At 39.6% G+C, this 18,310-nt stretch carries 28 protein-coding genes; 20 read left to right on the forward strand and 8 right to left on the reverse strand.

Translation table 11 applies throughout. The annotated features are described in order from the left end of the window. Nucleotides 1-365: 365 nt before the first annotated feature. The 18 genes from BLS32_RS15725 (at nt 366) to BLS32_RS15810 (ending at nt 10,326) form a co-directional block, all read left to right on the forward strand. Nucleotides 366-1,997, forward strand: coding sequence for a transposase family protein (locus BLS32_RS15725; protein ID WP_139171790.1), 1,632 nt, complete (start codon nt 366-368; stop codon nt 1,995-1,997). A gap of 27 nt (nt 1,998-2,024) precedes the next feature. Beyond that, on the forward strand, nt 2,025-2,894 hold the full coding sequence (locus tag BLS32_RS15730; protein WP_091398067.1) for an AAA family ATPase: 870 nt from the start codon (nt 2,025-2,027) through the stop codon (nt 2,892-2,894). Then, nucleotides 2,884-3,507, forward strand: a complete 624-nt coding sequence (locus BLS32_RS15735; RefSeq protein ID WP_091398069.1) for a hypothetical protein — start codon at nt 2,884-2,886, stop codon at nt 3,505-3,507. The genes BLS32_RS15730 and BLS32_RS15735 overlap by 11 nt, the downstream gene beginning before the upstream one ends. A gap of 14 nt (nt 3,508-3,521) precedes the next feature. After that, nucleotides 3,522-3,893: a hypothetical protein gene (locus BLS32_RS15740; RefSeq protein WP_091398072.1), complete on the forward strand. Its 372-nt coding sequence runs from the start codon at nt 3,522-3,524 to the stop codon at nt 3,891-3,893. A gap of 168 nt (nt 3,894-4,061) precedes the next feature. Then, entirely contained in the window at nt 4,062-4,331 is a 270-nt protein-coding gene (locus tag BLS32_RS15745) for a hypothetical protein (protein ID WP_091398076.1), read from the forward strand. Nucleotides 4,332-4,342: 11 nt separating this feature from the next. Continuing rightward, on the forward strand, nt 4,343-5,044 hold the full coding sequence (locus tag BLS32_RS15750) for a DUF3164 family protein (protein ID WP_091398079.1): 702 nt from the start codon (nt 4,343-4,345) through the stop codon (nt 5,042-5,044). Nucleotides 5,045-5,281: 237 nt separating this feature from the next. After that, a complete protein-coding gene (locus BLS32_RS15755; protein ID WP_139171791.1) occupies nt 5,282-5,587 on the forward strand; it encodes a hypothetical protein in 306 nt (101 codons plus the stop codon). Then, nucleotides 5,568-6,008 carry a hypothetical protein gene (locus tag BLS32_RS15760; protein ID WP_091398084.1) on the forward strand — a complete coding sequence of 147 codons (441 nt, stop codon included), beginning with the start codon at nt 5,568-5,570 and terminating at the stop codon, nt 6,006-6,008. The genes BLS32_RS15755 and BLS32_RS15760 overlap by 20 nt, the downstream gene beginning before the upstream one ends. A 337-nt stretch (nt 6,009-6,345) precedes the next feature. Further along, complete coding sequence (locus BLS32_RS15765) at nt 6,346-6,957, forward strand: hypothetical protein (RefSeq protein WP_091398086.1); 612 nt, start codon at nt 6,346-6,348, stop codon at nt 6,955-6,957. After that, the gene (locus BLS32_RS15770) at nt 6,947-7,300 is read left to right on the forward strand and encodes a hypothetical protein (RefSeq protein WP_091398089.1); all 354 of its coding nucleotides are present in this window, start codon (nt 6,947-6,949) and stop codon (nt 7,298-7,300) included. The genes BLS32_RS15765 and BLS32_RS15770 overlap by 11 nt, the downstream gene beginning before the upstream one ends. Then, nucleotides 7,297-7,599, forward strand: a complete 303-nt coding sequence (locus BLS32_RS15775) for a DUF4406 domain-containing protein (protein ID WP_091398093.1) — start codon at nt 7,297-7,299, stop codon at nt 7,597-7,599. Before BLS32_RS15770 ends, BLS32_RS15775 begins: the two co-directional genes overlap by 4 nt. Before the next feature lie 206 nt (nt 7,600-7,805). After that, nucleotides 7,806-8,051, forward strand: a complete 246-nt coding sequence (locus BLS32_RS18355; protein WP_139171792.1) for a hypothetical protein — start codon at nt 7,806-7,808, stop codon at nt 8,049-8,051. Nucleotides 8,052-8,062: 11 nt separating this feature from the next. Beyond that, nucleotides 8,063-8,497 carry a TIR domain-containing protein gene (locus BLS32_RS15785; protein ID WP_091398099.1) on the forward strand — a complete coding sequence of 145 codons (435 nt, stop codon included), beginning with the start codon at nt 8,063-8,065 and terminating at the stop codon, nt 8,495-8,497. After that, nucleotides 8,487-8,738: a hypothetical protein gene (locus tag BLS32_RS15790; RefSeq protein ID WP_091398102.1), complete on the forward strand. Its 252-nt coding sequence runs from the start codon at nt 8,487-8,489 to the stop codon at nt 8,736-8,738. Before BLS32_RS15785 ends, BLS32_RS15790 begins: the two co-directional genes overlap by 11 nt. A gap of 56 nt (nt 8,739-8,794) precedes the next feature. Continuing rightward, complete coding sequence (locus BLS32_RS15795) at nt 8,795-9,223, forward strand: hypothetical protein (protein WP_091398105.1); 429 nt, start codon at nt 8,795-8,797, stop codon at nt 9,221-9,223. Next, the gene (locus BLS32_RS15800) at nt 9,220-9,507 is read left to right on the forward strand and encodes a hypothetical protein (RefSeq protein WP_091398107.1); all 288 of its coding nucleotides are present in this window, start codon (nt 9,220-9,222) and stop codon (nt 9,505-9,507) included. The genes BLS32_RS15795 and BLS32_RS15800 overlap by 4 nt, the downstream gene beginning before the upstream one ends. A gap of 1 nt (nt 9,508) precedes the next feature. Continuing rightward, the gene (locus BLS32_RS15805) at nt 9,509-10,009 is read left to right on the forward strand and encodes a hypothetical protein (protein ID WP_091398110.1); all 501 of its coding nucleotides are present in this window, start codon (nt 9,509-9,511) and stop codon (nt 10,007-10,009) included. 104 nt (nt 10,010-10,113) lie between these two features. Continuing rightward, nucleotides 10,114-10,326: a hypothetical protein gene (locus tag BLS32_RS15810; RefSeq protein ID WP_371860036.1), complete on the forward strand. Its 213-nt coding sequence runs from the start codon at nt 10,114-10,116 to the stop codon at nt 10,324-10,326. Here the strand turns inward: BLS32_RS15810 and BLS32_RS15815 are convergent. Both BLS32_RS15815 and BLS32_RS15820 read right to left on the reverse strand, forming a co-directional pair. Next, nucleotides 10,323-10,790: a hypothetical protein gene (locus BLS32_RS15815; protein WP_091398116.1), complete on the reverse strand. Its 468-nt coding sequence runs from the start codon at nt 10,788-10,790 to the stop codon at nt 10,323-10,325. The genes BLS32_RS15810 and BLS32_RS15815 overlap by 4 nt on opposite strands. Next, nucleotides 10,787-11,338, reverse strand: coding sequence for a phage virion morphogenesis family protein (locus BLS32_RS15820; protein ID WP_091398119.1), 552 nt, complete (start codon nt 11,336-11,338; stop codon nt 10,787-10,789). The genes BLS32_RS15815 and BLS32_RS15820 overlap by 4 nt, the downstream gene beginning before the upstream one ends. 29 nt (nt 11,339-11,367) lie before the next feature. On the opposite strand from BLS32_RS15820, the gene BLS32_RS15825 reads away from it, so the two are divergent. Further along, complete coding sequence (locus BLS32_RS15825; RefSeq protein WP_091398122.1) at nt 11,368-11,637, forward strand: hypothetical protein; 270 nt, start codon at nt 11,368-11,370, stop codon at nt 11,635-11,637. On the opposite strand, the gene BLS32_RS15830 is transcribed toward BLS32_RS15825, so the two are convergent. The 6 genes from BLS32_RS15830 to BLS32_RS15855 form a co-directional block, all read right to left on the reverse strand. Continuing rightward, nucleotides 11,620-12,726, reverse strand: coding sequence for a phage head morphogenesis protein (locus BLS32_RS15830; protein WP_170227603.1), 1,107 nt, complete (start codon nt 12,724-12,726; stop codon nt 11,620-11,622). The two genes, BLS32_RS15825 and BLS32_RS15830, sit on opposite strands and share 18 nt — an antisense overlap. 494 nt (nt 12,727-13,220) lie before the next feature. Further along, nucleotides 13,221-14,483 (reverse strand): phage portal protein family protein, encoded by a 1,263-nt coding sequence (locus BLS32_RS15835; protein ID WP_091398129.1) that lies wholly within the window; start codon nt 14,481-14,483, stop codon nt 13,221-13,223. Nucleotides 14,484-14,486: 3 nt separating this feature from the next. Continuing rightward, nucleotides 14,487-14,915, reverse strand: a complete 429-nt coding sequence (locus BLS32_RS15840; RefSeq protein ID WP_091398131.1) for a phage protein Gp36 family protein — start codon at nt 14,913-14,915, stop codon at nt 14,487-14,489. Between the two features lie 2 nt (nt 14,916-14,917). Continuing rightward, nucleotides 14,918-15,103 carry a hypothetical protein gene (locus BLS32_RS15845; protein WP_091398135.1) on the reverse strand — a complete coding sequence of 62 codons (186 nt, stop codon included), beginning with the start codon at nt 15,101-15,103 and terminating at the stop codon, nt 14,918-14,920. Nucleotides 15,104-15,108: 5 nt separating this feature from the next. Beyond that, nucleotides 15,109-16,638: a hypothetical protein gene (locus BLS32_RS15850; RefSeq protein ID WP_091398138.1), complete on the reverse strand. Its 1,530-nt coding sequence runs from the start codon at nt 16,636-16,638 to the stop codon at nt 15,109-15,111. Next, on the reverse strand, nt 16,638-17,129 hold the full coding sequence (locus BLS32_RS15855) for a hypothetical protein (protein ID WP_091398141.1): 492 nt from the start codon (nt 17,127-17,129) through the stop codon (nt 16,638-16,640). The genes BLS32_RS15850 and BLS32_RS15855 overlap by 1 nt, the downstream gene beginning before the upstream one ends. 290 nt (nt 17,130-17,419) lie before the next feature. Between BLS32_RS15855 and BLS32_RS15860 the strand changes: the two genes are divergently transcribed. Next, entirely contained in the window at nt 17,420-18,304 is an 885-nt protein-coding gene (locus BLS32_RS15860) for an HK97 family phage prohead protease (RefSeq protein WP_217639577.1), read from the forward strand. Nucleotides 18,305-18,310: the final 6 nt, after the last annotated feature.

Below are 18,310 nucleotides of genomic sequence, written 5' to 3' on the forward strand. Positions count from 1 at the left end.
TTTTATGCGTGTCCGGATCGTGGCTTATTGAAAATGAGGTCGTTTCCGAATCAAATTACAAGCAGCTATGTTCCCGCAAAATATTCGAGAAAATGAATATCGGAGGTAACGGTCGCAAAGCCTGGATAAAGTTTGATTCCATACGCAATGACATCAAGCAAAAGATTATTGCTTTAGCGGGCGATCCTGCACAAAAAGCAAAGCACATTACTTTCGTTGATTATGTGCAGTCGGATTCTTTTGCGTCTGAATTTTTCAACAGTTACCGACTTGAAAACAAAGAGGAACTTCCGGAAAAAAACAAAACAGAATATATTGCAAATGCAGAAATTCTAAATGCTGTAGATAGAATTTTATCTACTACGATGAACAAACGAAAAGCATTAGGTTCTAAGGTTGTAAAGCCCTGGGAAAAAATAGCTGAAATTGTTTCAGAATTGCCTTTTAATAAATTTCCGCATTCGTTACCGGCAAACCCTCGCCGCCTTCACGATAAATGGAAGCTTTATAAAACTGAAGGTTATGTAAGTTTAATTCACAAAGGTTTCTGTCACAAGAATTCCGAGAAGATCAATGACGATGCAAAAGCGTGGGTTCTTGCTAGATGGGCAAATCGCGTACAGCGTTGTGCTACGCACATGCAACTTCTGCGAGAATACAACAAAGTTGCGCCGGAACATGGTTGGAAGCAACTAAAAAGCGAAAAGTCGCTGATCGTGTTCCTGCAGGATCCAAAAATAGAACCGCTTTGGTATGGTCATCGCTTCGGTGAACTCAAATCAAAAGAAAAGTACAGCTATCAGCACACGACAATTCTACCGTCGATGCGTGACAGCCTTTGGTACAGTGATGGAACCAAACTGAACTATTATTATTTGGGTGCCGACAATAAGCCGAAAACCTGTCAAGTTTACGAGGTTTTTGACACCTACAGCGAAGTATTTGTCGGGTATCATATCAGCGACAGTGAAAATTACGAAGCGCAATACCACGCTTTTAAAATGGCGCTACAGATTTCAGCACATAAGCCCTATGAAATCAAATTTGATAACCAGGGCGGAACAAAGAAATTGCAGGCCAACAGCTTCTTAGGCAAGCTTGCGAGAATTACACGAAATACTACGCCTTATAACGGTAAATCGAAAACCATTGAAAATGCCTTTAAACGTTTTCAGATGGAATATTTAAAACAAGACTGGTTTTTCACCGGTCAAAATATCCAGGCTAAAAGCATCGAAAGTAAAGCCGATATGGAAATGATTTTAGCAAATGCCGCCAGTCTTCCAACGCTTGATGAAGTCAAAGAAACCTATCGAAAAAGACGCCAGGAATGGAACGAAGGAATACACTCAAAAACTGGAATATCACGCTTAGAAATGTATTTAGGATCTGAAAATCCTGGCACACAAAAAGTTTCAATGTTTGATATGATTGATATGTTTTGGATCTCACTTGATCAGCCGATCACTTGCACTTCTTATGGTATCAATTTCACTTTAAAAAAAACCGAATACCAATACGTGGTTATGGATCAGGAACGAATGCCCGACATCACATGGTTGCGAAACAACGTCGATAAAAAGTTCGTTGTCAAATACGATCCAGACGATATGACAATGATTCAGCTTTACGAACAAACGCCATTAGGTTTAAAACGAGTTGCTGCAGCAGAAACTAAAGTGAATATTCATCGAGGCCATCAAGAACAGGCCGAATGGGAAGCAAGTTTCATTAAGCAAGTTGAACTTGAAAACAAGCGGATCAGAATTGAAGCACGTGATCAAATGGACGCTATTCTCGATTCACAAAATATGTCAACTGAAAGTTACGGCTTGAAAAATCCGGCATTAAAAGGAATCGAATCGAGCCGCAAACAAAAAAAAGCTAGAAAAGAAAAAGAAGCTGTTCCAATTGACATTGGCCAACATCAAAAAGAAGAATCGTTTGCAGATCCGATGGATTTTGTAAACACCGAAAGTGTTTTCAGCAAATATTAAAAAAAGTACAAATACCACACCCCGAATATGGACACTCCAAACAAAGAACAAATTACTGCAGATCTTATCATCTACTGTTCACGGTTTGAAAGCCAATCACAGGCTGCAAATTCACTTAAAGATGTAAGTTCTGCAACGATCAGCCAAATCATAAATAAAAATTGGAACAATATTGCCGACAAAATGTGGCTAACTGTTTCAGCGCAAATCGGCACTGGCAAAAGAAGCATTGCAGATGAATGGATTTATGTTGAAACCGTCGATTACAAAGAACTTAATCAGTTTTTAAACGACGCTAAAACCAATAGCCTTTCAATGGGTATCATTGGCCGCGCCGGATCATGCAAATCGAAAACTTTTGAATTGTATGCTAAAGCAAATAGAAATACTTATGTGCTTACCTGCAATGAGTATTGGGATCGCAAACAATTTTTAGAAGAATTACTCACTGTAATGGGACATAGTTGTTCAGGTCTAAAAGTGTCAGAGATGATGCGTGAAATTACACGCCGGATCATTACCAGAATCGATCCAATAATCATACTTGACGAATATGACAAACTTCCAGATTCAGTGTTGCTTTTTTACATCACGCTTTACAATTATTTGGAAGATCGTTGCGGCTTTATCCTTTGTGCTACAGATCACTTGAAAAAGAGGGTTGAACGCGGTTTAAGACTTAACAAAAAAGGTTACAACGAAATCTACAGCCGAATCGGTAGACGATTTATTGAACTCAACGGTTTAACAAGCACTGATGTTATGCAGGCGTGTGTCGCAAATGGCGTTAGTGATCCTGAAGAAATTAAAAAAATTTGGAATTCGTGTGAATATGACATGCGCCGTGTGAAACGTATGATCCATGCTTACAAAAAACAGAAACTGAATGGCGAATAACCGTGCAGTAACGGTCGATGAAATTGAAAATAAGAAGTATAAAGATCTCGTGTTGGAAGGTGATTGGCTCAAACTATTGGGCGAACCCGAATCAAGTGGCTCATGGATCGTTTGGGGACAATCAGGATCTGGAAAGTCAAGATTTACAATGATGCTTGCAAAGTGTCTGGCCGGTCACGGAAAAGTACTTTGGAATGATTTAGAAGAAGGTGTACGAAAGTCTATGCAAAAAACGATTCGAGAATGCAAAATGATCGATGTAAAGCAAAACTTTCTGCTTTTAAACAAAGAACCCATCGAAGACTTAAAAGTCCGGCTAAGGAAGCGAAAAAGCGCCAAATTCATTTTTATAAACAGCGTACAGCATTCCAAATTGACAAAAGTTCAGTTCATCGATTTGATTAATGAGTTTCCGAATAAGCTGTTCATTTTCATCAGCCATGCGGAAGGCAAAGAGCCGAAAGGTACGGTTGCCGATTTTGTTAGATACGATTCGGATATAAAGATCCGAGTTGAAGGTTACAAAGCTTTTCCAATTTCAAGACTTGGCGGCGGGGAACCTTATGTGATTTGGCCAGAAGAGGCCGCAAAATATTGGTTGGATTTAGAATAATAAAAAATACCACAATGAAAAGAATTTATCAATTATTAAACGTCACGCCAGAACAGTACGAACGCGGCTTTTTTACCAACTATCTGGAATGGTGCGAAAGCGTTGCAATGGATATTTTGGAAACGCAAAAAATCATCTCAAATAATGCCATCGCAAAATGGTACCGGACTGAGTACACAAAATGCGAACAGGAATTTTTATACCGCGCAAATCGATATGTGAGCAATGGTGTAATCGATGCGGCAGATCTGGCCGTATGCTATACCCAATGCGTTGAAAAAATGCTGAACATTTCTCCAAAGCCGCTGATTTATGAAGCGAAAAAAGTTGACAAACAAACCAAACAAATTGCCGTAGCCGGTATCAAAGTTTTTAGCTATAACTAAGATGGAAGTAACAAAAGAATGGCTCGAAGCCAAAATTGCAGAATTGAATACTGATCTGCAGCATCAAAATGTCAGTCAATATGGTAAAATAATGCTTACACAAAGGCGAAATTACTATGTAAACAAGTTAATCGAACTCGAAGAAAAACAATTAAACAAAATTTCAGTATGACATACGAAGCTGCAAAATCCCGCTTGGATGATTTATTCCTGGCTTTGATGTACGGAACTGAAAATCCCTGGTTATTGACGAAAGGTCAAAGAATATTAATCAATCAGGAACGTGGCCGCTTACTTGCCCTTCCAGAAGTTGAATGCGAACCGCGACCGGTTCCCGAAAGTATAGAATACATTATCGCACAAGTGCCAAAGCTGATCGATAAATACGGCCTTACAGCCATTGAAAAACCAATTGATTTTATAGAAGTAAATTTTTAATACAAAATACCATGTCAGAAATACTTACAAAACCAGATTTAAATGCAGTTTCAACTGCAGAATTATTGGCTGCACTGGAAGCCAGGAAAAACGAAAAGCAACAAAACCGCACCGCTTACAAGGAATTAGTTACCGGTGCCGTTTCGTCCGGACTTTTTGAATTGTGTGTTATTTCCGAAGAATTATCAAAAGCCAAACAAAAGATATTTCAGAGGTTCGAGCAAATTCTTGAACTCAAAAATGAAGTTTATGGCATTAAGGAAAAACAACGTTCGCACACTTTCACAACTGAACATGCCGAAATCGTAATCGGTTACCGGATCAATGATGGTTGGGATGATACGCATACTGCAGGAATCGAAAAAGTAAAAAAATACTTAGAAAGGTTATCTGTCGATGAAAAAACAGCCAATCTGGTTAACGTTGTTTTCAACCTTTTAAAACTCGATTCTAAAGGAAATTTAAAAGGCAGTCGTGTCTTAGAACTTCAACAATTTGCAGAACAGCAAAAAGACCAGGAATTGATCGACGGTGTGCAGATTATTGCTGCAGCTTACAGGCCAGTAAGATCCAGTTGGTTTGTTGAAGCTTCTGTTATCAATGATGGCGGTAAGAAAGTCAATATTCCGCTTGCGCTTTCATCAGTCGATTTTCCTGCAGGTTATTCGTTCGATTTTTTCAGCCCTGAACCTTTGAGCGATGCAAAAGTTTAACCAGTTCCTAAACCTGATCTTTTATGTCTGGCTTGCTTGCGGTGCATTTTTCGCAACAGCTTGCCTGATACTTTGGCTCGGCATTTTCAAACAATGGTTTGCCGATAAATTGAAAAAGCTTGAGTACATCAAGTAATTAAATACCACAGTACGGATCCCGATTGTGTGTGAGCGGAGCAAAGCGAAAGCTTGCGGGTTCGATCCCCGCATCGGGAACAAATTTTAAAATTTATAAATATGAGCATGAAGTGGAACGCAGAGCCACATAGGCGCGGCAACGGACAACAGGAAATACAAGTTTCAATTTTAGTGAAAGAGATGCAGGTCACTTTTGCTTCGGATTCCGAAACGTGGATTAACCAATTTAAAGATAGATTAAGGGCTATTCCCAGAAAAAACTGTTTTTCTGCTGAGTTCGGATATACGGCAAGCGCTATCGATCTTAGAACTCTCGAAGTTTGGAAAGTTAAAGCTAACGGCGACAACAACTATAAAATGTTTACAGTAACGTTAATCGGCAAAAATGACAGCGACAGACTTTAAACCATCAACTTCTGTTCAGCGCAAAGAAATCATGCGCAACAGCAGCTACCAGATCGACACCAAAAACGAATGGGTGCAATGGGTTACCGGCGACAACTCAAAAACGAGCCTTACAGCCATTTCTTTCGATCAGGCCAACCAAATTTTAGCGAAGCAAACAGGAACGGCGCAACCGAAAGAAAATTGGGCATTTTTCGACAAAAACAACCCGAAGCACAACGCTATTTTATCATTGATGTATCAGGCGCAATGGACGGTACCAAATGCACGTCATGAAGAAGTACCGGATTTGGAACGATTAAGCGACTTTTTGAAAAGCGATAAATCACCAGTTAAAAAGCCTTTAAAGCTGCAAACACAAATCGAATTGTCAAAAACAATCAAAGCCCTGGAAGGCATTGTAAAACACAGATTTAAGTAAATGGAAAATAATTATAATAGTGTTCAAAGTATTTTAACAATTTCGTTTTTCACCGGCTTTATATCATCGTTAATCTGCAGCTTTATTTTAAAGCTTATTCGATCAAAGCGCCGAACAAAAGAGCCGAAACGTTACAGCCCTTATCCAAAATGCACCTGTTTAGATCCAAATTATTGCAATACGTGGTGCAATGCAAAGCAGTTATTCAAACAGGATATGTGTACACACGATTTCCCTAAGGAAAAATTAATAATGATGACGGCAGGCACTTGCGAAAAAAGTATCTATCGCTGTTCAGAATGCAAAAAAACTTTATCAACTCAAACAGACTGCTAAAATGACTGAAGAAACAAGATTGAAAATTGCCAAAGTTTACGAATTGGTAAATCGCGGCGAAGCCGGTGAAAAAGAAGCCGCAAAACGCGCACTGGATCGTTTAATGAAACGCTACAATATTGATGATTCAGAGATCGAGCGGATCAAAGAAAAAACGTACAGCTTCAAATATTCTTTAGAGATCGACAAATCGCTTTTCTTAGAACTGTACGATTTCTTTTTCCCTGGAAAGGAATTTAAACCCTGGCTTTCCACATTCGGCTGCAGGGAAATTCAAATGAAGTTTGAATACTTGGATTATGTGCTGTTTTCTTGCGCTTTCGAGTACTTCAAGCAGCACATGAACAAAGAGTACAAAAAGATTGTTTTGCCGCAACTGAAGCGCTGCAGATCAGCCAAAACACGTAACGCCCGCCGCGCTGAATTACAGCAGCTATTCTTTGGCCGGTACATCATCGCATCAAAGCTTTACCGCCCTGAAGATCTGACAACGATTGACCTGTCAAAACTCACTCAAAAAGAGCTTGCAGATCGCGCAAAGATGCGAGGTATCGAAGGCGGCGAATACAAAACCCAATTATCAACCGGATTATATTTAGGCGATGGAAATTGAAATTAAACTTACACCAGATCAGATTGGATTTTTAGCAGCTTCTTTAAGCAAATTTGAAGATTCAAAAGAATTTCAAATGAAGCTGCTAAACAATCCAGACCGGATTTTAAAATCCCAGATCAGTATCATTTTAGACATAAAAGACATTTTCACTGAAAAGTTCAAAAGCATCAGTAAAAAGGTCAATCTTTTTGACACAAAGAAAAAGCACAAATTTACTTTCAAGTATCATGAAGCTTATGCAATTTGCGTGTACTTGACCGGACTGATAAACAATGAAACTGTTTCTGAAATTAGAGCTAACGCAATCACAATAAATCTTCTGTTAGATCAAAAATTATGAAACCAAAAATATACATATCAGGCAAAGTTTCTGGCCCATCCATTCCGACACAACAAAAGTTTTCCGCTATGCAAGTGTTGTTGGAAAAGAAGGGTTTTGAAGTCGTGAATCCTTACACACTGGTTCCGGCATCGATGGGATATTTGAGAGCGATGCGCGCAAAGCTTCGTGCGCTCGAAGATTGTCAGGCTATCTTCTTTTTGCCGGATTCTAAAGCGTCGCCGGAATCTAAATGGGAGTTAGAACACGCAATGCAATTAAATCTGGATCTGTACGCAGAATTAACCGATATAGAATAAACCGGATGCAACAATTAATAACAAGTTACACTGTAAAAGCGAGGCAAGCTGACAGTGTTTGGGTATTCCGGTACCATTTGTCCGGCGAAATCGAAAGCTTTCAAATCTTGTCAGGAATTTTGACTTTTAAGCAAACAAAGTGGCTTTTTTTTGAAGGTAATTTTCCGGCATTGGAATCGATGATTTTACAAAATTGGATTCCAAAAATGAAAGAAAATTTCGAGATCGTAAAAGCGGAGCCGATTTTAAATTTTGACACGCTTTGGGAACTGTACGCGCTCAAAAGGAAAAGGGAACTTTCGGAAAAAGCCTTCAATAAATTATCTGAAGGTGACAAAGTGAAATGTTTCCTGGCAATAAAACCGTACAACAAAGATCTTGCAAAAACTGGCCAGTCAAAAGCGCACCTGGTCACATGGATTAATCAAAAGCGCTATAACGATGAATATTAAAAATAAACGATATGAAAATTTACGTAGCAAGTTCATGGAGAAATGAACATCAACAATTGGTAGTCGCACTTTTGAGAGGTGCCGGACATGAAGTTTATGATTTTAAAAACCCACCTTCCAGAAGTGGTTTCGCGTGGAGTTCAATAGATGAACATTGGGAACTTTGGACTTTTGGGGAATACAAAGCCGCCTTAGAACATCCTTTAGCAATCGCCGGATTTGATTCTGATTTCGATGCAATGAAATGGGCGGATTGTTGTGTAATGGTTTTACCATGTGGCCGTAGCGCAAATACCGAAGCTGGTTGGATGAAAGGAATGGGAAAGGCGGTTTTCGTTTATCAGCCAGTACATCAGGAACCGGAATTGATGTATAAAATCTACGATGGGATTTTTGAAACCGTTGGCGAAATTAATACCCAAATCTGTTTGCTTGATGGAAAATAGGATTATAAATATAGGTTTTTCCAGCGCTGTAGAAGCGGGAGAAATGTTTCGAAGATTGGCTGAAGGAATGGGTTTAATGACGTTTACGGCGGCTGATCTATCTTGCGCCGCCGAAAATGCAAAAATTAACTTTGAAGATATTGCAAAAGCGCTCAATAAACTCAAAGTAAAACAGATCGAACCGCCGCGCAACGTAATTCCTGAAAGGTATTTAAGAGGTGCAAACAATTTCAAGAAATAGATTTTACGGTTTTCCGTAAATTAAGAAAAGAATATTTAATTAAATTCGCGCACATCATGATAAAATTTATAGATTTGACTGACAGGCTAAGAAACGGTGTTACTGCTTTCGCCTTTTTGGATATGAATAAGGATACTTTTAAAGTTTTTTCAGGCACTTCAGTTTGGCCAAATATTGAAAAGTTTGCTAAAGATTTTGAAGGGGATGATTTACAATGGTATATATCGTTAATTCCTCCGTTATTTCCAACTCTTATGCCGCCTGTTGGTTCCCCGTCTGAACTTGATAGAAGAATCATTGGCGCCGAAATTAAAATGTCGCTTCATGAAAAAGATATTTTCGCTATAAGGTCGATGATCTTTAAATTGCCAGTTAAAGAATTTGACATCGAAGAATTAAAACGGCAATTGCAAGCCGCTGAAGAGATAGAGGACTATGAACAATGTAAAATATTAATAGATAAAATAAACAATTTTAAACAATGAAAAAATTATTACTCGCAGCATTACTTTCAATCACTTTTTTAAGCTGCAACAATGATGATGATAATAACGCACCAGTGGTGCAACCAGAAGCCACGGTAAAATGTGATCAAACCGTTTTTCATTATGGTTTCGGAACAGATGGCGCGGGTCAGAATCCATATTATACAATTGATTACGGCGCGGATTCGTCACATCTAACAACGGTATTTGTCGATAAGCCAAATTATGATTTTTATGTTGAACGGTATAATGCCGGTAACAAATGTTGGATCGGCTTACAATAGTATGATAACTGTAAAAATAGACAGAGAAAGTATATCCAGAAATCCTAATGCCAACAAAACGCTAAGCCGTGTTGCAGGTTATTGGGAAGCACACTTTGTAGCTGAAGGTAAATTGCCGGATCACTTTGATTTTGAAAATGATGTTATAATCACAACGCAATATTTTGATGGTGTCCGAACCGAAGGAATAATTTCACGACCAGACACGGCTGATGAAATGTCATTGTTGCCAGGCGTGACAGTTAAACAAAAAAGACATTGGGAAACGATTTTCCACCAGCCTTTGCCGAAATATCTATATAGCTACATATATCCAAATCTGATCTGTGAAGTATGTAAATCGGAAGTGCCAGTCAATAAAATTGATCATGAGAATTTTGACGACGACGAATATTTTTACACATATACAGTGTGTCCCAATTGTAAGGCACATGATTCTTTTGAACCCTATGAATTCGAAAACATCAACACTGTAATGGAAAATGAAAAGCCCTCAATTTGAGGGCTTTTTTTATGCTAAAAAACTCACCTTGACACGTATATATGAAATATATATCTTTGGCACCATAACCCCATTTCATGTCGCTTCAAAAACAAGGTATTAGTTTGAATAAACTTCGCCGGTATCAATTGATATTGGAACTTTACCATAGGCATAAAACTGAAGATATTGCTGACGCGGTTGTATTAAGAAAATACATCTATCCGGTATATCCAATTTCCAGAACTACACTTTGGACGATACTCACAACGCCGGTAAACAAAGAATTGCGCGAACTTGAAACGCAGATCAATCAGCAGCAGCAATTGTTTTCTTAAACGTTGTTTAATCCAAGCGTATATGTAATCTGGTACTGCTGAATTCCATCATCCCTTTTAATCTTACGCATTCCGGTTCTTACGAATCCGCCGGTTGTTTCCGTTGGGGCAAATCCCTGCAGCGCTTCATGAACCATTTCCTTATAAGCGTGAATTGATCGGGATTTTTCCTTTTGTAATGCCGGGGCTTTTGCGCTCGAATTGGTCAGCTTCAGATCTGCAATCGTAAACGTAAAAATGCCGGTACCTTGCTGACGGTTTGCAGGGCATTCTTTTCGATCCCTGCCAATATCCGAATAATTTGCTGCAGATATATCGATAAGGATGCAGAACCATTTTACAGGCGGGTTCTGACCATAGTCGGATAGTTGCCCCCAATCTTCATCAATGTATTGTGCGGTCGTGTGGTGCGTTAAATGATTGATCGTTTTTTCTAAAATCTGTTCTTCAATACTCTGCTTCATCGCTTGAATTTTTTGATATATTCCTGGTTAAATAATTGCATGTGTTCATCGATAACGTCTTTCACTATCTTCGTTACTTGCGGATGTTCGCCAATGATCTGACGTTTTTCGATTTTGATTTTATGGCCAATTTTCATAAGCGCCAAAGCCTTCCATTGTTCAGCTTCTTTTGACAGCCGGACGTTCTTTTTCGTTTTGGCCATGCCTTTTGATTTCACGTTGAATAAGATCGCGCCTGCTGCTTTGTAATACATCGCCCAAAAAAATGACTTCATCTTTTGTGTCACCTCGATTTCACCGCCGCTGTTATGAATGGAAGCATACGGCAAAGAACTGCTGAAAAGTATTTGATTCGCCTGGACTGAATACCGGATCGAGCGCCGCAGGTTCCCGCTCCGGTTCATTACTGATCCGCGCGAATTTGCAAGCTTCGGTTCTATCCAGGCTTCATCGAAAAATGCACGGCGCTCAAAGTTCCGGTCGAAAGCTTCGTGCAGTTCAATGGCCACATCTTGTGTAATATTGTTTTCTAAGTCCTTTATGGTCATTGTATTTAAAGATTTTATATCTTTGCGAAATGAGCAATGATAAATTTTTCTATAATGGCCATGATTTAAGATCTGTCACAGTTTTTGATTTAACTGATGATAAAGTCTTTTTGAGCCGTTTTTTATCGCCTGCACTTGGTATAAATACCAAAGAAGATTTCTTAGCAATGGGAGAAAATACACCTTTAAGCAGGGCGTTTTCAATGTTAGATTTTGCTGAAGAAAAGAACATTCCTGAACTCACTGAAAAATTAAAATCCATTTATAAAAATGAATTGGAATTATTTTTTAACGAGTAAACTTTTATTCCTGCTTAACAAATCCAAATACATTTCTTCCGGTATTGATTCATCCTTCGCATAGTTGATTAATGTTTCAATGGTTGCGTCTTTTATCTTGAATGCTGAATTCTTTGTGACCGCTTTTACAAGACCTTCCATTTGATTATTATAATCGCCACTGATCAGATGATCTTTCACAGATTCTAAAACTTTAGTTTTATGAGCATTTGACCATTCGACAAGTTGATCATACTTTCGCACCATTTTGTTGTAACCAGTGCTTTTTCTATCATTTACCAAATTTTCATTTTGAAGTTCACCACCCAATTTTTTCATGAATTCAGGAAGTGTTTTTCGGCTAACGAATTCGTTGGCCAATTCCATTGTTTTAGTTTGGGAAATCGACAATCTTGTGTTTCCAGGCTTGTTTGCATTGTGCCACATTTCATGATGCATAGTTGAAATCGCATCTTCCTGGGCAAAGGTTGTTTTGTTACCGGATCTGATATTGTTTAAAGCTTCTTTAACAAGCGTAATTCTATCACTTTTCAGATAGATGTCGCCGCGCAACGTTGTATAGCCGTTCACACCACGTTTGTTAGTGGCTTTCGTAAATTGATAACCACGCACAAAATATTCTGGATTTGCTGTAGCAAAGTCACCCATAACCCTGCTTACATCCGCACCGGTTTTAAGTTGTTTTCCAATCTTAAAGCCGGTTTCTTCTTTGACCAGGGCTTTGACCTTTTGCGCACCGGCTACTTTGTTATAAGGATGCTTTGGCGGGAAAACAGCCTTTTGCATTCCTGGATTAAACCTGAAAATTTCAAGCTTGTTTTTTCCATCTTTCCCGATCTGACTTGTAGCAGCTTCGCCATGTGCTATAGATTTTGCGCTGTCGCTTTCAGGATATTTCCCTTTACGAACCTGTATTGCGTTGCACCTGCAGCGCCAACCATTGGGCGGATAATATGAGATCCAAAACGCGTCATCTGAAGGCAAAGTAATATCAGCAAGCGCCTGATGACTTACGCGCACATGGTTATCTTTGGCCGTGCGATACTGCAGATAATAATTCGGAAGGACTTCAGCCCATTTTCCGGCCATTTGCCACGATGTAATTGCAAACTGATATTCGGATTCCAGATACAGTTGATTGTAACCGCTTTTGATTTTCTCGATGTCGTGTGAAAACGCGGCGAACGATTTGACTTTGTTGTCTTCAGTTAAAAGAAGCTGCGACGCTTCCAAAATTTGGGCGTTGGTTTTCAGCGCTGAAAATAAGAACGTGTCTTCTTTCAGGCTTTTCAGCATTTCATCTGGGATTTTGTTGTCTTCGATAGCACTATTAAAAATTGCGCTGGTACCGTTAATCAGATCTTTGTACTCTTTGACTTTGAAAAGATCTTCAGGCTTATAACTGCCATTTTCATGCAGCTTTTTAAACGCCTTTTCAGCGGCGTTTAAAAGCTGTTTAAAATCCTTTTTGGCGGCCAGGTGAATTTGTGCCGGTTGTGTTTTACAATCGTGACAATCGCAATCGTATAGAAAGCTAAGGCGCTGATGAAACGCCCCAAAGTAATTTTTAAAACCTTTGGGGCTTATACGAAAAAACCGTCACCAAAATTTAACGATAGATTGGATCCTGCAAGCGCTTCGGTTTTCTTAGCGCCCAAAATTTTCACGCCAAAAGTATCATTAACCCAAACCGGATCAACTTCAAAATTTGCTGCAGCTTCAGTTGTCATTTTCCAAAGCTGTTCCAGATCTGTAGCTTCAGGATATGTGAAAACACAATCGCCAGAAATCACACCGATTCGCAAAAGTGCCGGAATGATCGTACTGTTCCAATATTGTTCAATCAATGACATATCAGCATCAACCAACGCCTGCAAAGTTTCCTGCATTGCCGCTTCTTTTGATCTGGAACCGTTCTTTGTATCTTGTCCCATTACAGCGCCGGAAAACAACATAGAAATTTCGTTGTTACAAAATGTCATGAGGTTTTTATATACATCTCCGTTTGCGTTTGACGCTTCCGCCCACTCAAACTTTTCGTTTTCATCGATAATAAACCAAGCTGCAGCGCCCATGTCCTTCATCATTCTTTCAGCACGGCGCAACATCGCCGCATTACCGGTATCAGTTTTCATTACACGCGGCGGAATCCCTGCAATTTCGCAAAGTTCCGACCAACACGATTGCGCAAACCGTTTAAAAAGCACGTGCGGAACCGCGTTATTTAAAAGTCCTAAATCCTTTTTATCGCCAAATTCTAAAAGCCAGGTTCCGAATTCCGGCATTAAACGGTAAGCGGTTGATTTATCGCCGTTGTAGTCTGGATAAAAAAGACCGTCGCGCGGTTCCACGTTTTGACGTGGAATCAGATCTGCATTTAAGTCTGCAGTTTCGCCTTCACCGATCCAGGACAATTCGACCAAAGAATGACCGTGTGTGATTGATCCTAAAATGGCTTTATTAATATCATTTACCCATTTTTTATCCTGAAGCAAATTTGTAAGTTCTTCATTCTTTTTTCCGGCTTTGTCCTGAATAATAAAATTTTCAGACAACGACTTTAAAAAGCGATTTTTTACCTGCGATGTTACAAGGGCATCAATCGAAATTTCATCATACAAATTATACAACAAAAAGCGTTTTGGTTTCTCTGCTTTTCTGGCATTTGTGAGCGCCGCATTCCAGGACGCAACATCTTGACGAACGCGTGAAATTGACTTTTCCAAAATCTGGTTGATCAACTTCATATCGAGTGCGCCTTTTGCCGCCGGTTTGGCCGCTGCAGGTTTTGTGGTTTTTGCGGCTAAAGTTGCCTTTGCTGCTACAGGTTTTTTAGTAGGTGCCATAAATTATATATCGTGTGTAAATTTGGTGCGTGATCCATATCCGAAAGTGTCAGTTTCGGATTCATCGGTATCAATTGAAATGATTGGCAGATCCGGTAGGTTTACGGTTCCTTTAGCCAATTTTGTTAGCCACGCGGTCGCGCGGTCGTAACGTTCTTTTGCCTGTTCTGCAATAATGTCAGCATTGCATAATTCTACAATGTACCATTTGGCAACAGTGGCCGTGTGCGTAACAATCAAGGCATTTCGTGCAGAACCTTCAGCGGCAAATATTGCGGCCACATCATAGAGCGATGTTCCGGCCAAATAGCCGCCAACTTCCTGAATGGCCGCATTGATTGCCTGTAAAACAAGATCATCGTTTCCTTCAGTGATTTGGTCAATTTGGTAGCCATACATGGCACTTCCTAAATCTTCTTTTTGTAAAAACATAACTAATTAATTGTGGGGTAAGTTTCTGGATAATCCCTTCTAAGAATGCGCATTCCTATAATTTTCTGCAATTCATGAATACCATTTACCCAGTCATTTATGTCTGATGGGTGCGTCATTTCTAGCACAACAAAAGCATTGTGAGCATCGGTTAAAAGTTTGGTTATTCTCGCTTCTTCTTCATTCATAACTGCTAAAATCTTCTACTATTAATTGATCCGAAAGCATAGCCGCCTTCCATTTGTAAAGTCTTATTTTCAAGCATCCATGTACCGCCTTCGAGCATATCGGGGCCGTCCATCATTTTAGCGTTTACAGCTACTCCCAACATTTGTTCTTCCATCACTTTCATGTCAGGATCATTCTTTTCATCGATGTTGAAAATGAGATTTCCAAGCCTGTTCTTTGGTTCCAGATTTCCTTCAATCCGGTCGAACTTGTCGCCTTTTTTCCGTTTGTCGGGCGTAACCGGCAAGTATAGATCTTGCGCTTTTCCTTGTGCTTTGATTTCGGGCATGATTACTTGTTCGTAGTGCGGATCCTGCAGTGAATTGTTTTCAATTGCCACACGTTTAACATCGACACCGTGCAGTTCCATGTACTTGTAAGCCTGAAATAAGAAACTTACAAAAGTTGAATTGTTGGTTTGTCGCAACCAGACTTTATACAGATAGTACTTGGTGCCTTTCCGGCCAATCACACCTACAGATTTGTAAGAAGCTTGTTTGTTTACACCTCGATCTTTATTTGATGTTGATGGATCGGCATAAGCGATTACAGCATCGCAAGATTTCAGCGGCGGGCATTTATCGAATTTTAGTGTTTTGAAAACATCACCACTGCTTACAGGATTATTGAAGTATTCCTTTTGTTGTGCTGACCAGGATATTTTGGAAAGCGCCCGATCAATTAAAGCTTCAGTATTTTTTGCAGGCCATGTGGAAACGCCGTTTTTGTCGCGAATGTTAATGATTTCATGTTCATCGGCAACTTTAGCGAGTTCGGTAACACAACAATATTTGGCAATGATGTTGCCATTGACCATAAATAAAAGCGGGTTTGAAATTGATCTGGTACCGTAAAGGGCTTCTTCAATCCATTTCACTTTTTCTTTTATTCTCGATGGGTTACGGCATTCTTCATCGGTATCAATATCATCAATTATTATAGCGTCCGGACGTACTTCATCCTTGCGGGTTCCACGCGGACTTTGACCGGCTCCTAACGCCCTGAACGAAACGCCTTTTTTGGTTACAAATTCGCCTGCTTCCCAATTTCCTATCGTTTCCTGGTCGCCATAATCTGTAATGATCCTGTTGTTTACTTCCAGAATTACTTTGTATGGCAATAAAAACCTTACCGCATTATCGTAAGTGCTTGACACCATTAGGATGTTTTTCTTTTTTCCGGTCATAACCAGATAAAGAACTTCCATCATCGTTCGGCCCGTTTTTGAAAGTTCACGTGACCAGGAACGCACGGCATACCATTCAGGATTGTTTAAGATCCGTCGCGTGGCTCTGATGTGAAAAGGTGCCGGTTCCGAAGTATAAAAATTCGGGAAGTAATATTTAAACCAGGCTTCAGGATCTTTTTCAAGTTTTGCAATTCTGTTTTGCCTATCGACAACAGTTTCGTTAAGATCAATTGGCGTTGCCTTTCGGGTGTTGTCCCGAAATTTCTGCCATTCCTCAAAATACTTTTTATCTTCTGCTGTAGCCATTACTTCATTTTTGCAGTTATGAATACATCGAAAAGGTTTGTGATCTGTTTGGCAAGTTCTAAGTTTTGAGGCCGCACAAATTCAATGAAGTTTCTGGCCACTTCTACAGTATCGCCAACTGAAGTTTCAGTTTCTAATTTTTTGATTGCATTTGTAAGCTTGATGATCACATCGGCTTCTTTGCTCGTTGCGAATTTGCCGCGTTGAACGAGTAAATCGAAAGGTTCGATTTTTTCATCTGGTTTGATTGGATCCGGCCTTTGTGAGATAGTTAAGTTCAGGCACTCCAACTGATCATATAGAAATGTCAATTGGTTTTGTTTTGTCGTAAGCAACGATTTTTTAAGAGTGTCCCATTTACCTTCTTTGATCCATTTGGTTAGTGTCTTTTCGGTAACTGAGATTCTTTCCGCAATTTCTTTTTGAGTTATGCCGCCACTTAAATACAGTGATTTCGCAAACTCCATTTCCTGCTTTTTTCGTAGCGCCATAATCTATCTTTTGAAGCAAAATTGATAAAGTAAAGCGCTGTGAAAAAAGAAGTGTTCAGTTGCTTAACAACTTGGTTAAGTCAACAAACACAACTGTTTAAGGATTGAACAGTTTTTTTTTTGATGCATTTTTCCGGCTAATCTTTGCCGCCGAATCCACATGGATATAACCCCTTTTTGCTATGCCCAAACCAAAATCATTTGTTTTTAACGATCAGAACCAAACCAACAGCTACGGCTTCCGGATCATAACGAACGGAATCAGTCTAAAGCGATTTTCAAAAAATCCTATGATGTTGAATGACCACTGGAACAGCACTAAAAGTGTGTTGGGAAAATGGGAGAACTGGCGCGAAGACAAAGATTTGTTATTAGGCGATCCAATCTTTGATACTGAAGATCCTGATGCTGCAAAAGTATCAGGTCAAGTCGAACGGGAATTTATCAATTCCTGTTCGATGGGTATCACTTTTAAGCGCGAAGATTTAAAGATCATCGGTGAAGAACTGATCATGACAAAATGTGAGTTGTACGAAGTTTCAATCGTAGCAGTTCCATCAAACGCCAATTCGATCAGGCTTTATGCAGACAACGGCGAAGTAATGAAAGATGAAGATGTAAAAAATCTTTGCTTGTCGCTCCAATCCGGACCAGGAACAACCTTCGATGATGAAACTACACCAGTCGAAGAAGAAACCCAAACCTTAGAGTTAAACAATCCTATTAATATGAAGAAAATCACTTTATCAGTGGCCGTTCTGGCCGCATTGTCATTCGACACGAAAACGCCTGAACAGGATGTTGAAGAAGTTGAAAAAAGAGTTCTGGCGTTACAGGCCGAAAACACGAAGCTGCTTGCGGCAAAACTGGCGCACGAAACTGCTGCTGAAAATGCTGCCGAATTGTCAATTAAAACGCAAGTTGATCTGGCCATTAAAGCCGGTAAAATTTCGGCAGAAAAAAGGGCTGATTTTGAAAAGCTTGGAAAACAAGATCTGTCGCTTTTGACCTCGACTTTAGAAGGAATTCCGGCAAAAGTGTCTTTGAGTGCTGAAACGGTTCTTGCAGGTGATGCGACAATGACAAAAGAAAGTTTCCAAACACTTTCAATTGATGCGCAATTAGCCTTCAGAAACACAAGCCCTGAAGCGTACAAAAAATTATTCACTAAATAAAAAAAG

Origin of the sequence: Flavobacterium noncentrifugens, assembly GCF_900100375.1 — a bacterium.
Taxonomy (GTDB): Bacteria; Bacteroidota; Bacteroidia; order Flavobacteriales; family Flavobacteriaceae; genus Flavobacterium; species Flavobacterium noncentrifugens.

Excerpts from the sequence above, each read along its gene's own strand:
- BLS32_RS15725 (WP_139171790.1), top strand. The coding sequence starts at position 366 with ATGAACAAACGAAAAGCATTAGGTTCTAAGGTTGTAAAGCCCTGGGAA.
- BLS32_RS15730 (WP_091398067.1), top strand. The coding sequence starts at position 2,025 with ATGGACACTCCAAACAAAGAACAAATTACTGCAGATCTTATCATCTAC.
- BLS32_RS15735 (WP_091398069.1), top strand. The coding sequence starts at position 2,884 with ATGGCGAATAACCGTGCAGTAACGGTCGATGAAATTGAAAATAAGAAG.
- BLS32_RS15740 (WP_091398072.1), top strand. The coding sequence starts at position 3,522 with ATGAAAAGAATTTATCAATTATTAAACGTCACGCCAGAACAGTACGAA.
- BLS32_RS15745 (WP_091398076.1), top strand. The coding sequence starts at position 4,062 with ATGACATACGAAGCTGCAAAATCCCGCTTGGATGATTTATTCCTGGCT.
- BLS32_RS15750 (WP_091398079.1), top strand. The coding sequence starts at position 4,343 with ATGTCAGAAATACTTACAAAACCAGATTTAAATGCAGTTTCAACTGCA.
- BLS32_RS15755 (WP_139171791.1), top strand. The coding sequence starts at position 5,282 with ATGAGCATGAAGTGGAACGCAGAGCCACATAGGCGCGGCAACGGACAA.
- BLS32_RS15760 (WP_091398084.1), top strand. The coding sequence starts at position 5,568 with ATGACAGCGACAGACTTTAAACCATCAACTTCTGTTCAGCGCAAAGAA.
- BLS32_RS15765 (WP_091398086.1), top strand. The coding sequence starts at position 6,346 with ATGACTGAAGAAACAAGATTGAAAATTGCCAAAGTTTACGAATTGGTA.
- BLS32_RS15770 (WP_091398089.1), top strand. The coding sequence starts at position 6,947 with ATGGAAATTGAAATTAAACTTACACCAGATCAGATTGGATTTTTAGCA.
- BLS32_RS15775 (WP_091398093.1), top strand. The coding sequence starts at position 7,297 with ATGAAACCAAAAATATACATATCAGGCAAAGTTTCTGGCCCATCCATT.
- BLS32_RS18355 (WP_139171792.1), top strand. The coding sequence starts at position 7,806 with ATGAAAGAAAATTTCGAGATCGTAAAAGCGGAGCCGATTTTAAATTTT.
- BLS32_RS15785 (WP_091398099.1), top strand. The coding sequence starts at position 8,063 with ATGAAAATTTACGTAGCAAGTTCATGGAGAAATGAACATCAACAATTG.
- BLS32_RS15790 (WP_091398102.1), top strand. The coding sequence starts at position 8,487 with ATGGAAAATAGGATTATAAATATAGGTTTTTCCAGCGCTGTAGAAGCG.
- BLS32_RS15795 (WP_091398105.1), top strand. The coding sequence starts at position 8,795 with ATGATAAAATTTATAGATTTGACTGACAGGCTAAGAAACGGTGTTACT.
- BLS32_RS15800 (WP_091398107.1), top strand. The coding sequence starts at position 9,220 with ATGAAAAAATTATTACTCGCAGCATTACTTTCAATCACTTTTTTAAGC.
- BLS32_RS15805 (WP_091398110.1), top strand. The coding sequence starts at position 9,509 with ATGATAACTGTAAAAATAGACAGAGAAAGTATATCCAGAAATCCTAAT.
- BLS32_RS15815 (WP_091398116.1), bottom strand. The coding sequence starts at position 10,790 with ATGAAGCAGAGTATTGAAGAACAGATTTTAGAAAAAACGATCAATCAT.
- BLS32_RS15820 (WP_091398119.1), bottom strand. The coding sequence starts at position 11,338 with ATGACCATAAAGGACTTAGAAAACAATATTACACAAGATGTGGCCATT.
- BLS32_RS15825 (WP_091398122.1), top strand. The coding sequence starts at position 11,368 with ATGAGCAATGATAAATTTTTCTATAATGGCCATGATTTAAGATCTGTC.
- BLS32_RS15830 (WP_170227603.1), bottom strand. The coding sequence starts at position 12,726 with ATGGCCGGAAAATGGGCTGAAGTCCTTCCGAATTATTATCTGCAGTAT.
- BLS32_RS15835 (WP_091398129.1), bottom strand. The coding sequence starts at position 14,483 with ATGGCACCTACTAAAAAACCTGTAGCAGCAAAGGCAACTTTAGCCGCA.
- BLS32_RS15840 (WP_091398131.1), bottom strand. The coding sequence starts at position 14,915 with ATGTTTTTACAAAAAGAAGATTTAGGAAGTGCCATGTATGGCTACCAA.
- BLS32_RS15845 (WP_091398135.1), bottom strand. The coding sequence starts at position 15,103 with ATGAATGAAGAAGAAGCGAGAATAACCAAACTTTTAACCGATGCTCAC.
- BLS32_RS15850 (WP_091398138.1), bottom strand. The coding sequence starts at position 16,638 with ATGGCTACAGCAGAAGATAAAAAGTATTTTGAGGAATGGCAGAAATTT.
- BLS32_RS15855 (WP_091398141.1), bottom strand. The coding sequence starts at position 17,129 with ATGGCGCTACGAAAAAAGCAGGAAATGGAGTTTGCGAAATCACTGTAT.
- BLS32_RS15860 (WP_217639577.1), top strand. The coding sequence starts at position 17,420 with ATGATGTTGAATGACCACTGGAACAGCACTAAAAGTGTGTTGGGAAAA.